13 protein-coding genes are annotated in these 13,769 nt (G+C 74.5%); 9 read left to right on the top strand and 4 right to left on the bottom strand.

Annotated elements, in window-relative coordinates; translation table 11 throughout:
• Window positions 1-3: 3 nt before the first annotated feature.
• From BM093_RS13775 to BM093_RS13750, 6 genes are all read left to right on the top strand, one after another.
• Window positions 4-1,212, top strand: coding sequence for a cytochrome P450 family protein (locus BM093_RS13775; RefSeq protein ID WP_093342570.1), 1,209 nt, complete (start codon window positions 4-6; stop codon window positions 1,210-1,212).
• A gap of 80 nt (window positions 1,213-1,292) precedes the next feature.
• On the top strand, window positions 1,293-2,570 hold the full coding sequence (locus BM093_RS13770) for an alpha-hydroxy-acid oxidizing protein (RefSeq protein WP_093342567.1): 1,278 nt from the start codon (window positions 1,293-1,295) through the stop codon (window positions 2,568-2,570).
• A 120-nt stretch (window positions 2,571-2,690) separates the two neighbouring features.
• Window positions 2,691-3,863, top strand: coding sequence for an LLM class flavin-dependent oxidoreductase (locus BM093_RS13765; RefSeq protein WP_093342564.1), 1,173 nt, complete (start codon window positions 2,691-2,693; stop codon window positions 3,861-3,863).
• Between the two features lie 94 nt (window positions 3,864-3,957).
• A complete protein-coding gene (locus BM093_RS13760) occupies window positions 3,958-5,631 on the top strand; it encodes a sigma-54-dependent Fis family transcriptional regulator (protein ID WP_143105374.1) in 1,674 nt (557 codons plus the stop codon).
• A 10-nt stretch (window positions 5,632-5,641) separates the two neighbouring features.
• Window positions 5,642-5,956: a hypothetical protein gene (locus BM093_RS13755; protein ID WP_093342558.1), complete on the top strand. Its 315-nt coding sequence runs from the start codon at window positions 5,642-5,644 to the stop codon at window positions 5,954-5,956.
• A gap of 136 nt (window positions 5,957-6,092) precedes the next feature.
• Window positions 6,093-6,296, top strand: a complete 204-nt coding sequence (locus BM093_RS13750; protein ID WP_093342555.1) for a cold-shock protein — start codon at window positions 6,093-6,095, stop codon at window positions 6,294-6,296.
• 62 nt (window positions 6,297-6,358) lie between these two features.
• Here the strand turns inward: BM093_RS13750 and BM093_RS13745 are convergent, their stop codons facing one another.
• From BM093_RS13745 to BM093_RS13735, 3 genes are all read right to left on the bottom strand, one after another.
• Window positions 6,359-7,003, bottom strand: coding sequence for a TetR/AcrR family transcriptional regulator (locus BM093_RS13745; protein WP_093342552.1), 645 nt, complete (start codon window positions 7,001-7,003; stop codon window positions 6,359-6,361).
• Between the two features lie 160 nt (window positions 7,004-7,163).
• Window positions 7,164-8,825, bottom strand: a complete 1,662-nt coding sequence (locus tag BM093_RS13740; RefSeq protein ID WP_093342550.1) for an alpha/beta hydrolase — start codon at window positions 8,823-8,825, stop codon at window positions 7,164-7,166.
• 52 nt (window positions 8,826-8,877) lie between these two features.
• Window positions 8,878-9,165 (bottom strand): hypothetical protein, encoded by a 288-nt coding sequence (locus BM093_RS13735; RefSeq protein WP_143105373.1) that lies wholly within the window; start codon window positions 9,163-9,165, stop codon window positions 8,878-8,880.
• A 225-nt stretch (window positions 9,166-9,390) separates the two neighbouring features.
• Between BM093_RS13735 and BM093_RS13730 the strand changes: the two genes are divergently transcribed.
• The gene (locus BM093_RS13730; RefSeq protein WP_093342546.1) at window positions 9,391-9,831 is read left to right on the top strand and encodes an SRPBCC family protein; all 441 of its coding nucleotides are present in this window, start codon (window positions 9,391-9,393) and stop codon (window positions 9,829-9,831) included.
• Between the two features lie 21 nt (window positions 9,832-9,852).
• Here BM093_RS13730 and BM093_RS13725 read toward each other — a convergent pair whose 3' ends face one another.
• Window positions 9,853-10,611: an IclR family transcriptional regulator gene (locus BM093_RS13725; RefSeq protein ID WP_177238463.1), complete on the bottom strand. Its 759-nt coding sequence runs from the start codon at window positions 10,609-10,611 to the stop codon at window positions 9,853-9,855.
• A gap of 125 nt (window positions 10,612-10,736) precedes the next feature.
• On the opposite strand from BM093_RS13725, the gene BM093_RS13720 reads away from it, so the two are divergent.
• A complete protein-coding gene (locus BM093_RS13720; protein ID WP_177238470.1) occupies window positions 10,737-12,224 on the top strand; it encodes an aldehyde dehydrogenase family protein in 1,488 nt (495 codons plus the stop codon).
• Window positions 12,221-13,768: a GMC family oxidoreductase gene (locus BM093_RS13715; protein ID WP_093342539.1), complete on the top strand. Its 1,548-nt coding sequence runs from the start codon at window positions 12,221-12,223 to the stop codon at window positions 13,766-13,768. Before BM093_RS13720 ends, BM093_RS13715 begins: the two co-directional genes overlap by 4 nt.
• The last annotated feature ends 1 nt before the right edge of the window (window position 13,769 follow it).

Genomic DNA, 13,769 nt, shown 5'->3' with positions numbered 1-13,769 from the left:
ACGATGACGACCACCCAGGACACCGAGCCGCTCCGGCTCGACGACGCGTTCTTCCAGGACCCGGACGCCCTCTACCGCGAGCTGCGCGTGGACCGGCCGGTCACCCGCGCGACCGGCCCGAACGACCTCTCGTTCTGGATGATCACCCGCTACGCCGACGCCCGGGCCGCGCTCAACGACCGCCGGCTGGCCAAGGACGCCCGCCGCATCCCGGAGCTGCTCGCCCGCCACGAGGACGGGCCACCGGCCCGGGCGCTCGCGGAGTCGCTCGTGCAGCACATGCTCAACGCCGACCCGCCCGACCACACCCGGCTGCGCAAGCTGGTCGGCCGGGCGTTCACGATGCGCGCGATCGCCCGGCTGCGCCCGCGGATCGAGCAGATCGCGACCGGGCTCGCCGACACGATGGCCGCCGCCGGACCCGAGGTCGACCTGCTCGACGAGTTCGCGTTCCCGCTGCCGATGACCGTGATCTGCGAGATCCTCGGTGTCCCGCAGGGCCGGCGCGAGGACTTCCGGCAGTGGTCGAACACGCTGCTCTCGGGCGCCGCCGACCAGGAGCGCGAGGCGGCCGCGGCGGCGATGGCGACCTTCCTCGCCGAGCTGGTCGCGGACAAGTCGGCGCACCCCGGTGACGACATGCTCTCCGAGATCGTGCGCGCGTCGGAGGACGGCGACTCGCTCAGCCACGCCGAGACCACCGCGATGGCGTTCCTGCTGCTCGTCGCCGGGCACGAGACCACGGTCAACCTGATCGGCAACGGCATGCTCGCGCTGCTGCGCGACCCCGGGCAGCGTGCCCGGCTGCAGGCCGACCCGGACGGGATCCCGAACGCCGTCGAGGAGTTCCTCCGCTACGACGGCCCGGTCAACCTCGCGACGTTCCGGTTCACCACCGAGCCGGTGGAGTACTCCGGGATCACGATCCCGGCCGACGAGTTCGTGCTCGTGTCGCTGATCGGTGCCAACCGCGACCCCGAGCGCTACGCCGACGCCGAGCGGCTCGACGTCGAGCGCGACGCGTCGGGGCACCTGGCGTTCGGCTACGGCATCCACCACTGCGTCGGCGCGCCGCTGGCCCGGCTGGAGGGCGAGATCGCGTTCCGCACCCTGCTGGAGCGCTTCCCGGACATGGCGCTCGCCGGGGAGCCCGGTGCCTACCGCGAGAGCACCCTGATCCACGGGCTCACCCGGCTCCCGGTACGGGTCTGAGCCCTGCGCGCAGCGCGCACGGGCCCGTCCGGCACCCGCGCGCCGTAGCCTGGCGCCGTCCGACGACGACGGGAGGCGACATGACGGTGCCGGCACCGGGGCGGGCGCGCCAGGAACGGATCTACCGCGACGGCGTCGTCGGCACCCGCCCGCGTGTCCCCACCGGACCCGAGGAGCTCGAGCGGCGCGGCCGGCGGGCGATGAGCCGGCGCGCCGACGCCTACATCACCGGGGGAGCGGGCGCCGAGACGACGCTGCGGGCGAACCGCGAGGCCTTCGCGCGCCGGGAGATCGTGCCGCGGATCCTGCGCGACGTCGGCGAGCGCGACCTGTCCGTGGAGCTGTTCGGGCGCCGGCTTCCCGCCCCGCTGCTGCTCGCCCCGATCGGTGCGCTCGACCTGGTCCGCCGCGGCGCCGACACCGCGGTGGCCCGGGCCGCCGCGGCCACCGGCGTCCCGATGGTGATCTCCAACCAGGCCGGTGCGCCGATGGAGGAGCTCGCCGCGGCCGGTGCACCGCGCTGGTTCCAGCTCTACTGGTCCACATCGGATGAGCTGGTGGACAGCTTCCTCGCCCGGGCGGAGGCGAGCGGGTGCGAGGCGGTCGTCGTCACGCTCGACACGACGATGCTGGGCTGGCGACCGCGCGATCTCGACCTCGGGCACCTGCCGTTCGCCCGCGGCATCGGCATCGGCCAGTACACATCGGACCCGGTCTTCCGCGGGCTGGTCGACGAGGCGCTCGCCCGGCCGGCGACCGGGCCGTCGCCGAGGGTCACCCCACAGGCCGTGCGGACCCTGCTGGAGATCACCCGCAACGCGCCCGGCGGCTTCCTGGAGAACCTGCGCTCGCCGGTGCCGCGGGCCGCCGTCGAGACGTTCCTGCGGGTCTACTCGCGACCGCAGCTGTCCTGGGAGGACCTCGCCGGCCTGCGGGCGCGGACCCGGCTGCCGATCGTGGTCAAGGGCGTCCTGCACCCCGACGACGCCCGCCGCGCCGCGGACGCCGGTGCCGACGGCGTCGTCGTCTCCAACCACGGCGGCCGCCAGCTCGACCACGCGGTGGCCTCGCTGGACGCGCTGCCCGGCGTGGCCGAGGCGGTGGGGGACCGGCTGGCCGTACTGCTCGACAGCGGCGTGCGGACCGGGGCCGACGTCGCGACCGCGGTCCGGCTGGGCGCCCGGGCGGTACTGCTGGGCCGCCCGTACGCCCACGGGCTCGCGCTCGACGGCGCCCGCGGCGTCGCCCAGGTGCTGCAGAACGTGATCGCCGAGCTCGACCTCGTGTGCGGGCTCGCCGGGGCACGGACGCCGGCAGGGATCGAGCTGCGCGAACGCGGGAGCGGGACCGGGGCGTAGCGAGCCCGGCACTGTCCACTTTCCGAACAGCTCGGAGCCCGTGAGCGGGGTCATGCTGGCGCTCCGGACGATGCGGTCGGGATCACACGCGACCGCTCCACGATTGTTCAGGAGAGCCCCGTGACCCGACTCCGCTTCGGCACCTTCCTCGCCCCGTTCCACCAGCCGGGGCAGAACCCGACCCTGGCGTTGCAGCGCGATCTGGAGCTCGTCGAGCACCTGGACCGGCTGGGGTTCGACGAGGCCTGGATCGGTGAGCACCACTCGGCCGGGTCGGAGATCATCGCCTCGCCGGAGATCTTCATCGCCGCGGCGGCGGAGCGGACCCGGCGGATCAAGCTGGGTACCGGGGTGACCTCGATCTCGTACCACAACCCGCTGTGGGTGGCCGACCGGATGGTGATGCTGGACCACCTGACCCGGGGCCGGTCGATGCTGGGGTGCGGTCCGGGGTCGCTGCCGACGGACTCGGCGATGATCGGGTTGAACCCGACCGACACCCGTGAGCTGCTCGAGGTCAATCTCGACATCATCATGCGGCTGCTGCGCGGGGAGGTGGTCAACGCCGAGACCCGTACGCACACGTTGATCGATGCGCAGTTGCAGCTGGCGCCCTACAGCGACCCGTGTTTCGACGTGGCGGTGGCCGCGGTGGCCTCGCCGACCGGGCCGCGGATGGCCGGGCAGCACGGGGTGGGGCTGCTCTCGATCGGGGCGACGCTGACCCAGGACGGGTTCGACGCGCTGGCCCACCACTGGAGCGTGGTCGAGGAGCGGGCGGCCCACCACGGGCAGCCGGCGCCGGACCGCAGCTCGTGGCGGCTGGTGGGGCTGATGCACATCGCCGAGACCCGCGAGCAGGCCTACCGCGAGGTCGAGTACGGCATCGAGCACTGGTTCAACTACTTCCAGAAGGTCGCGGCGTTCCCCCAGATGGCCGTCGGCGACGGGTCGAACGTCAAGGAGATGATCGACTTCATCAACGAGGCCGGGATCGGGGCCATCGGCACCGTCGACGACGCCAAGGCCCAGGTGCAGAAGCTCGTCGACCAGTCCGGCGGGTTCGGCGCCATGCTGCTGCTCGGCCACGAGTGGGCCAACCCGGAGGCGACCAAGCGCAGCTACGAGCTCATCGCCCAGCACGTCATGCCGGAGTTCCAGGGCCAGGCCGCGGGCACCCTCGCCGCCAAGGACCGGGCGCAGTCGACGCGGGAGAAGCACGCGCAGACCCAGCTCGACGCCGTCGACGCCATGACCAAGCGCTACGAGCAGGAGAAGGCCGGACAGGCCTGATCCACCCCGCCCGGGCCGGGTCCCCACCGCCGAGGGGGACCCGGCCCTGGCGCGTGGCCACCGCGGTGCCGAGGATGGGGTGAAGGAGGTGGCGATGACGACCAGAGGCCCCTGGGAGCTGTTCCAGGCCGGGCAGGAACCGGACGACCTGCGCGGCGACGTCCTGACCTCCTGGCGCCGTTCCCGGTTCAGCGGGGTGGACCCCGAGCACGTCGACGTCCCCTTCGTCGAGACCGAGCTGGACACCGCGTTCGCCCGGGTCGCCGTCCCGATCATGACGGGGATGGCCGAGCTGCTGGTCGGGGACAGCTCCTGCCTCGCCCTGTCCGACGAGCGCGGCAGCGTGATCTGGCGGTGGGTCTCCGAGCCGATGCTGCGCGACACCCTCGACGACCTGTCGGTGGTCGAGGGCTTCTGCTTCGACGAGGAGTTCGTCGGCACCAACGGGCTCGGCACCGCCCTGGAGACGGGCGCGCTCGCCGTCGTCCGGGGGGCCGAGCACTACGTCCAGCGCTTCCACGACGTCACCTGCGTCGCCGCCCCCGTCCGCCACCCGATCACCCGGCGCACCGTCGGCGCCGTCAACGTCACCTGCCGCGCGGGCGACACCAACTCGCTGCTCACCGTCGTCGTGCGCAAGCTCGTCGAGGAGATCCACACGGCGCTGCTGGAGCACGCGAGCCTGCGCGAACGGCGCCTGCTCGACGCGTTCCTGGACGCCCAGCGGCGCGACAGCGGCCCGGTCGCCGTGGTCGGGGACGGGGTGCTGCTCACCAACGCCGCGGCCGGCGGGCTCGGGCTGGACCGGCTCGACCTGTGGGACGAGCTGCGCACGCTGCGCACCGACCGCACGACGATCGGCCTGCCCGCCGACCTGACCGCCCGGGTGGAGCTGGTCCGGGCCGCCGGGACGACGGCCGGTGCCCTGCTCACCGTCAGCGGCCCGGGCGCCCGGACCGTCGCGCCCGTGCCGCGCCGGTCGGCCGAGTCGCGCAGCGACCCGTGGAGCGCCGCGGGTACCCGGGCCGCGGAGCTGGCCGCGACCGGGCCGGTCGCCGTACGCGGGGAGGCCGGCACCGGGAAGGCGACCGTGCTCGCCGGGGCACTGGGCCCGGCGCCGACCGTGCTGGACGCCGCCACGCACGCCGTCGAGGGGACCGGCGCCTGGATCGGGCGCCTGCGCGACGCCGTGGCCGCCGGTGGTTCGCTGATGCTCCGGCACGCCGAGCTGCTCGACGTCCCTGCCGCCCGCGCCGTCGTCGCGGTCCTCGCCGACCCGGCCGGGCGGCCGCCGGTGGGGCTGACCGTCACCGTCCCTGAGGGGGAGGCGCCCGGCGACGCCGCCGGCCTGCTGTGCGACGGGCTGGGTGCCACCACCGTCGCGCTGCCACCGCTGCGCAGCCGGCCCGACGACGTCGCCCGGCTGGCCCAGTCCCTGCTGCGCCGCCGCGGTGGTGGGCTCTCGTTCGCCCCGGACGCGCTCGCCGCGCTGCGCCGCCACCACTGGCCCGGCAACCTCGCCGAGCTCGTCCGGGTGGTGGGTGACGCGGCCGCCGGCGGGACCGGCCCGGTGCTCACGGCCACCGCGCTCCCGGCCGACGTCCGCGCCGCCGCGACCCGGTCGACGCTGTCGCCGCTGCAGCTGGCCGAGGCCCGGGTGATCGCGGCGACCCTGCACGCGCACGGCGGGAACAAGTCCACCGCCGCCCGCGAGCTCGGCATCTCCCGCACCGCGCTCTACGCCAAGATCCGCACCTACCGCATCTGAAGGGACACCCGTGTACCTGGAGATCTCCCGCGCCGACGCCCGCCTCGCCGAGCCGGAGGTGTTCACCGCCTTCCACGTCGTCCGGCCTGCCGGGCTGACCCCCGACGAGTTCACCGAGGCCCTGGCCGCGCACGGCATCGGCGAGCCGGACGGCGACGACGTCCTGGTGCGGGTCGCCGCCGTGCGCGCGCTCGCCGCCGGCCGGGTCGGGCCGGACTGGGAGGACGGGTTCGCCGGGATGCTGGCCTACGCCGGGCGCAAGGGCTGGCTCAGCGCGGACGGCAGCGCGGTGCGCGCTCATGTCGAGGGCTCAGCGGGATCGTGAGTGGTTGTCGCGGCTCCCACCGCGACAACCACGCACGAGCCATTTCGATTTTCATGTGGGGACTGTGTCCCTCTCGGCCCGTCCTACGGCTAGGGTCCACTCCGTAGGTACCGGCAAGACGCGAGGAGACATCCGGATGCCACAGGGAACCGTCAAGTGGTTCAACGCGGAGAAGGGGTACGGGTTCATCACGCCGGACGGAGGCGGGCAGGACCTGTTCGTCCACTTCAGCGCGATCCAGTCCTCCGGGTACCGCACCCTCGACGAGGGCCAGACCGTGACCTTCGAGGTCACCCAGGGCCAGAAGGGCCCGCAGGCGGACCAGGTCGTGCCCTCCTGACCGTGTGAACGACGAACGCCCGGGGTGCCGAGCACCCCGGGCGTTCGTGTGTGTCGTGCCGGTCAGGACGGCAGACGGGCCTCCAGGCCGGTGATCACCAGCTCCACCCGGCGCAGCGTCCAGCTGCGCGGCGGGTCGTCGATCTGGTCGCGGAACACCGCGCGCACCTGCGGGTCGAACGCCTGCGCCGAGTCGAGGACCTGGTCGCGCCGCCGCAGGTCGCCCACGCCCTGGCCGCTGGCGCTCAGCCACGGCTGCATGCCCATCTGCACGGCGGTGCCGCTGGCGAGCACGGCGTCCTCGGCGGAGAACCCGACCGCGATGAGCCGGTCGGTGAGCCTGCGGAACGCCGTCATCATCGCGTCCGGGGCGTCCGGCAGCCGGACCAGCGCGGGAGCCAGGCCCGGGTGGGCGGCCATCACGTCGAAGGTCGCCGCGGCGAACGAGAGCAGCTGTTCCTGCCAGCGGCTCTCGACGTCGGGGAACACGTCGTCGGTCACGACGTCGTCCACCAGCGCGGCCACCAGCGCCTCGAGGCTGGAGAAGTGCCGGTAGAACGTCGAGTACTTGACGCCGACCCGGGTGGTCACCGCGCCGACCGTGAGGTCGGAGAAGCCGATCTCGCGCGCGGCCGCGAGCAAGGTCGCCCGATCGGTCAGCGGGGGGCGCCCGGTACGCCGCGCCGGTCTGCTCTCGGTGTCGGTCACGCCCGCATGCTACTGCCCGTGCCCGACCCGACGGGAGGGTAGTCGCTGTCGATCTGACGACTATCTGTGACCTGCACCATCGCTGGTTCATTGGGCGCTCGGCGATTCCGCCGGACGGCCGGAGGGCGGTATCGGGAAGCAGTCCGACAATCACTCACCGTCACGGCGAATCGGTGGTTCCCGACACGATCCGCCCGAGCATGTCGAGACCGGGCGATCCCGGGTCCCAGTACGCGCCGTGCGCGGCGGCGGGTGCGGACTCGTCGGTCGGGGTCGCCGGATCGTCCGGGCGCGGCAGCGCGGTGCCCGGGGCGGACTCGAACAGGCGGGCGCCGAAGCCGGGGGCGGCGGGGTTCGGGCCGTGGGCCAGACCGGTCGGGCCGAGCCCGCGCGAGGTGCCGAACAGCTCGCTGCCCGGGGCACTCGAGATCGGGTCGTGGCGCGCGGTGGTGGCCCAGACCCGCTCCGGCGCGACGCCGAGCTCCCCGGCGCTGCGCACCCCGGCGCCGGGGCTGCCGACGAACACGACGTCGTCGGCGGCGAACCCCGGCCCGGCCGCCCGGCCGGTGACCGTCGAGCCGTAGGAGTGCCCGACGACGGTCAGGTGCACCGGCCCCGCGTGCCCGCCGCGCAGCCCCTCCTGGAACCCGCGCAGGTCGGCCGCGCCGCGCTCGGCGGGCCCGAGGTGTGCGGCGGCGAGCAGGTCGCCCGGTGCGTCGTAGCCGGTCCACAGCACGGCGGCCACCCGCTCCCGCGGCGCGGCGGCCGCGGCAGAGCCGGCAGCGGCAGAGACGGCAGCGCGGGTGGCTGCGTCACGGGTGGCGTCGACCCGGCGCAGGTCCTCGGGCACCGACGCCCAGCCCGCACCCGTCCCGGGGACGTGGGTGACGACGTGCTCGGCCCGCTCGGGGTCGCCGACCGCCAGCACCACCCGGCCCGCGCCCGCCCCGGTGCCGAGGTCGAGCAGGAACGCCCCGCCCGCGGCGAGCCGGTGGTGCACGGCGTCGAGCCCGGCCAGCGCCGCTGCGGCGCGGGCCCCGGCGGCCCGGTCGCCTGCCCGGTCGGCCTGCCGGGCGCGTGCGACCAGTGCCCGCAGGCGGGCGCGCTCGGCCGCGAGCCGGAGCCGGTTGGCCCGGTCCCGGTCGGCGGCCGGGATGCCGTCGGTGCTCCCGACCAGGTCCGGACGGGTGCGGACCAGCCGTTCCCGCTCGTCCGGCCGTAGCCCCGACCACCAGGCGCGGGCGGCCGCCGGACCCGGCGGCGGGACCGTGCGCGCGGGGGAGACGGCGCCGGGGGTCCCGGGCCCCGCCGCGGGGCGCAGCGCCCGCAGCGCGGCCGCGGCCGCGTCGTCGGAGCGGGTCGCCTCGGCGACCGCGGCCCGGACCGCGGCCCCGTAGCGCGCCGCGTCGAGGGCGAGCCGCCCGGCGAGCAGAGCGGCCCACGGGGCGGGCAGCAGCGCGGCCGCGCCCGGCAGGCCGATCCGGCCGGTGCGCAGGTCGAGGTCGAGCAGCGGGTGCACCGCGAGCGCGGCCCGCACGACCCGGCGCTGGGCGGCGAGCACCTCCCCGGCGTGCCGGCCGAGGACGTCGGCCGCCCGGGCGGCCGTGGCGGCGTCGGCCCGCAGCGCCCGGCACAGTGCGTCCCGCCCGGCGCGGGCCCGGTCGGCGTCGGCGCCCTGCCAGCCCGCCGGTGCGGCCCCGCTCCCCGGCCGGTCGAGCTCGTCGGCGCGGGCGCCCAGCCGCTGCGCCAGCCCGTCCCAGCTCCCCGCCCGGCGCAGCCAGGCCCCCGGGTCGGAGGCCACGAGCTCGGACAGGGAGGGCACGGTGGACTCGGCGGGTTCGGTGGACTCGGTGGGCTCAGCGGATTCGGCCGGGTCAGCCGGCTCGGCGGGATCGGCTGAACGTCGCGGCGACGGCGTCGTCGGTGGTCCGCCACGCGGCGGCCGCGGCGCGCAGGGCGGCGCCGAGGTCCCGCGCCCGGCCGGCGTGCGCGCCCACCGCGGTGACCAGGTCCGCGTCCAGCTCGCCCGCCACGGCGGCCGCGGCGAACCCGGCGGCCGGCGCCTGCGCCGGGACCGCCGCGGCGGCGGCCGCCAGTGCGTCGGCGGCGTCGTCGAACCGGCCCGCGGCCGCGTCGAGCAGGTCCGGTTCGACCCGTGCCATCGGCGAGGCTCCGTACCCGTCGTCCACCGCTGTCCTCCCGTTCCGCCGGGGTTGCGCCGCCGCAGCGGCCGGACCGGAGTCTGCGCCGGGCGGCACCGTTCCCGCGGCGGAACGCCGGATCCCGGTCGCGGGCGCGACCGGGCCGCCGGAACCGGCCCGTCGCTCTCGATCATGCCCGGGGGACGTGAGACCATCCTCGCCGTCCGAACCGGTGAGAGGAGCGTCGTGGTCGGCGTCCAGCGGGTGATGACGGTCTCCGCCCCTGCCGGGACCGTGCTCGGCTACCTCGCCGACTTCGGGCACAGCGAGATCTGGGACCCGAGGACGAAGGCCTGCACGCGCTCCGACGACGGCGGCCCGATCGAGGTCGGCGCCACCTGGGACCAGGTCGCGGTGTTCAACGGCCGGGAGTCCGAGCTGAGGACCACCCTGGTCGAGCGCAGCGACTCGCGGCTGGTGTTCGTCGGGGAGAACGCCACGGTCACGGCCACCGACGACATCGTCGTCGAACCGACCGAGGACGGCAGCATCGTGACCTACCGGGCCGACGTGCGGTTCAAGGGGCTGCTGAAGCTCGCCGCACCGCTGCTGCGGCCGGAGTTCCAGCGCTTCGGCGACGAGGTGGAGCGCATCCTGCCGCCGGTGCTCGAGCGGCTCACGGGCTGAGCGGCCCGGTCGCCCGGGCGCTCACTCGTGCCAGAACCCCATCCGGCGGCTGATCTCCCGGCCCGCCGCGACGACGTCCGGGGTGATCTCCTCGATTCGCTCGTCCGGCAGCCGGTAGGCGGGCCCGGACACCGACAGCGCCGCGATCACGGTGCCCGAGTGGTCACGCACCGGGGCGGCGACGGCGTTGAGCCCGGTCTCGAACTCCTCGATCGACCAGGCGTAGCCCAGCTCGGAGACCCGGACGAGCTCGGCGCCGAGCGCGGCCCGCCGGCGTTCCCCCAGCTCGTCCGGCATCGCGGCCGGGTCGTCGGCGACGGCCGCGGCGAGCAGCACCTTCCCGCTGGAGGTGTTGTGCATCGGGGTGATCCGGCCCAGCCAGTTGTAGGTGGTCACCATCGCCGGCCCGCGGGCCTGGTCGACGTTGACCGCGTAGCCGCGGTCCGGGATCGCGATGTTGACGGTCTCACCGAGCCGCGAGGCCAGCTCCTCGCTGACCGACCGTCCCTGGGTGGTGACCTCGAGCCGTTCCGCCACCCGGCCGGCCAGCGGGATCAGGCCGAACCCGAGGCGGTACTTGCCGCGGTCACCGACCTGCTCGACGAGCCCGTGCTCCTCGAGCGCGCCCAGCAGCCGGAACGCGGTCGACTTGTGCACCTCGAGCTCGCCGGCCAGCTCGCTGACACCGGCCTCACCGCGGCCCGCGATGAGCTCCAGGACGGTGATCGCGCGGTCGACCGACTGCACGCCCGACTCGCGGGTTCGCACCGGGTTGCCCATGGCGCAACCCTAGCGCGCCGGTCGAGGAGACGCGGGGGTTGCGTCACCCGCTCGCTCCGGTGACCATGGTCATCAGCGGTGGATCACGGCTTGCGTAAGCTCCGCCGCAGGTGAAGGCTGCTCCGGTGCCGAGCCTCTACATCGACGGAATCTGGACCACCGGCTCCGCGGGTACCGCGCCGGTGATCAATCCCTACGACGCGTCCACGGTGACCGAGGTCGACCAGGCCGGGTCCGACGACGTCGACCGCGCGGTCGATGCCGCGCGCCGCGCCTTCGACACCGGCCCGTGGCGGGCCACCTCCAGCGACGAGCGCGGCGCGATCCTCGGGCGGATCGCGGACCTGCTCCAGCGCGACCGCGAGACGATCGCCCGCACCGAGACCCTCGACACCGGCAAGACGATCGCCGAGGGCCGCCAGGACGTCGACGACGTCACCGCTGTCTTCCGCTACTACGCAGGGCTCGCGGGCAAGGACGCCGGGCGGATCGTGGACGCGGGCAGCGACACGGTCGTGTCGCGGATCGTGCACGAGCCGGTCGGCGTCTGCGCGCTGATCACCCCGTGGAACTACCCGCTGCTGCAGCTGTCCTGGAAGGTCGCGCCCGCGATCGCCGCGGGCAACACCATGGTGATCAAGCCCAGCGAGGTCACGCCGCTGACCTCGATCACGCTGGTCGAGCTCTGCGCCGAGGCGGGCGTGCCGGCCGGCGTCGTCAACATCGTGCTGGGCGACGGGCCCTCGGTGGGCGCCCCGCTCACCGCGCACCCGGACGTGGACATGGTGTCGTTCACCGGTGGCCTGAGTACCGGGCAGGCGATCATCAAGGCCTCTGCCGACACGGTCAAGCGCACCGCGGTCGAGCTCGGCGGGAAGAACCCGAACATCGTCTTCGCCGACACCGACTTCGAGCTCGCGGTCGACTACGCGATGCTCGCGGTGTTCCTGCACTCCGGGCAGGTCTGCTCGGCGGGCGCCCGGCTGATCATCGAGGACTCGATCGCCGACGCGGTGATCGACGAGATCGTCCGGCGGGCGCAGCGGATCCGGCTGGGCAACGGCCTGGCCGACGGCGTCGAGGTCGGCCCGCTGGTCTCGGCGGCACACCTGGCCAAGATCGAGGACTTCGTGGCGGCGGCGCGGGCCGAGGGCGCGACGATCCGCTGCGGCGGCGCCCGCCCGGACGACCCCGAGCTGGCGAACGGGTACTTCTACCTGCCCACGGTGATCACCGACCTGGAGCCGGGCTCGCGGCTGATCCGCGAGGAGACGTTCGGGCCGCTGCTGACCGTCGAGCGCTTCACGACCGAGGACGAGGCGATCCGGCTCGGCAACGACACCGAGTACGGCCTCGCCGGCGCGGTGTTCACCCAGGACATGGGCCGGGCCAACCGGGTGGCCAACGCCCTGCGGCACGGCACCGTGTGGATCAACGACTTCCACCCGTACTTCCCGGGCGCCGAGTGGGGCGGCATGGGCCGCTCCGGCAACGGCCGCGAGCTCGGCCCGACCGGCCTGGCGGAGTACCAGGAGATCAAGCACATCTGGCAGAACACGGCCCCGGAGCCGCAGCGCTGGTTCGCCGGGAGCACGGAGGGGGAGCAGGCATGAGCGACCGTTTCGATTACATCGTGGTCGGCGGTGGGTCGGCCGGATGCGCGGTCGCCGCACGGCTGTCCGAGGACCCGTCGACGCGGGTGCTGCTGCTGGAGGCCGGCCCGTCCGACGTCGGCGACGACAACATCCTCAAGCTCACCGACTGGATGAACCTGCTGGACTCCGGCTACGACTGGGACTACCCGATCGAGCCGCAGGCCAGCGGCAACTCGCACATGCGCCACGCCCGCGCGAAGGTGCTCGGCGGCTGCTCGTCGCACAACTCGTGCATCGCGTTCTGGACCCCGCGCGAGGACCTCGACGAGTGGGCGTCGATGGGGCTGACCGGCTGGTCGGCCGACGAGTGCTGGCCGCTGATCACGCGCCTGGAGACCAACGACGGGGAATGGGACGGACACGGCCGCTCCGGGCCGGTCAACCTCATGCAGGTCCCGCCGCGCGACCCCTGCGGGTCCGCCGTGCTGGAGGCCGCGGCCGCGGTCGGGATGCCGACGGTGCGCTTCAACGAGGGCCACACCGTCACCGACGGGGCCGGCTGGTTCCAGATCAACTCTTTCCCGGACGGGACCCGGGCCTCGGCGTCGGTGTCCTACCTGCACCCGATCCTGGACTCGCGCCCGAACCTCGAGGTGCGGACCGACTGCTGGGCCTCGCAGGTGCTCTTCGAGGGCACCCGGGCGACCGGCATCGAGTACCAGCGGGGGATCGGGCCGGGCCGGGAGACCGTGCACGCCGACCGCGAGGTGATCCTCTCGGCGGGCGCGATCGACACCCCCAAGCTGCTGATGCTCTCCGGCATCGGGCCGGCCGACCACCTGCGCGAGTTCGGCATCGACGTCCGCTCCGACCTGCCCGGCGTCGGGTCCAACCTGGACGACCACGTGGAGGGCCTGGTCTTCTGGGACGCCGCGAGGCCGATGGTGGCCGAGTCCACCCAGTGGTGGGAGATCGGCCTGTTCCACCGCACCGACCCGCGGCTGGACCGGCCGGACCTGATGATGCACTACGGCTCGGTCCCGTTCGACATGAACACGGTGCGCTGGGGCTACCCGACCACCGACAACGGCTTCTGCCTCACCCCGAACGTCACCCGCGGGCGGTCCCGGGGCACCGTGCGGCTGCGCACCCGCGACTTCCGCGACCGCGCCCGGGTGGACCCGCGCTACTTCACCGACCCCGAGGGCCACGACCTGCGGGTGATGACCGAGGGCATCCGGCTGGCCCGGCGGATCGCCGAGCAGCCCGTGCTCAAGGAGTGGATCGCCGCCGAGCTGGCGCCGGGCCCGGACGCCGTGACCGACGACGAGCTGGCCGACTACATCACCAAGACCCACAACACCGTCTACCACCCGGCGTGCACCGCGAAGATGGGCACCGACGACGACCCGATGGCCGTCCTCGACCCGGCGCTGCGGGTCCGTGGCGTGCAGAACCTGCGCGTCGCCGACGGCTCGGCGATGCCCTTCCTGCCGGCGATCAACCCGAACATCACCACGATGATGATCGGGGAGAAGTGCTCGGACCTGCTCCGCTCGTGAG

Source organism: Pseudonocardia ammonioxydans, from assembly GCF_900115005.1.
GTDB classification, from domain to species: Bacteria; Actinomycetota; Actinomycetes; order Mycobacteriales; family Pseudonocardiaceae; genus Pseudonocardia; species Pseudonocardia ammonioxydans.
The sequence above is the reverse complement of the archived record's forward strand: the minus strand, read 5'-3'. Positions and strand labels throughout refer to the sequence as shown.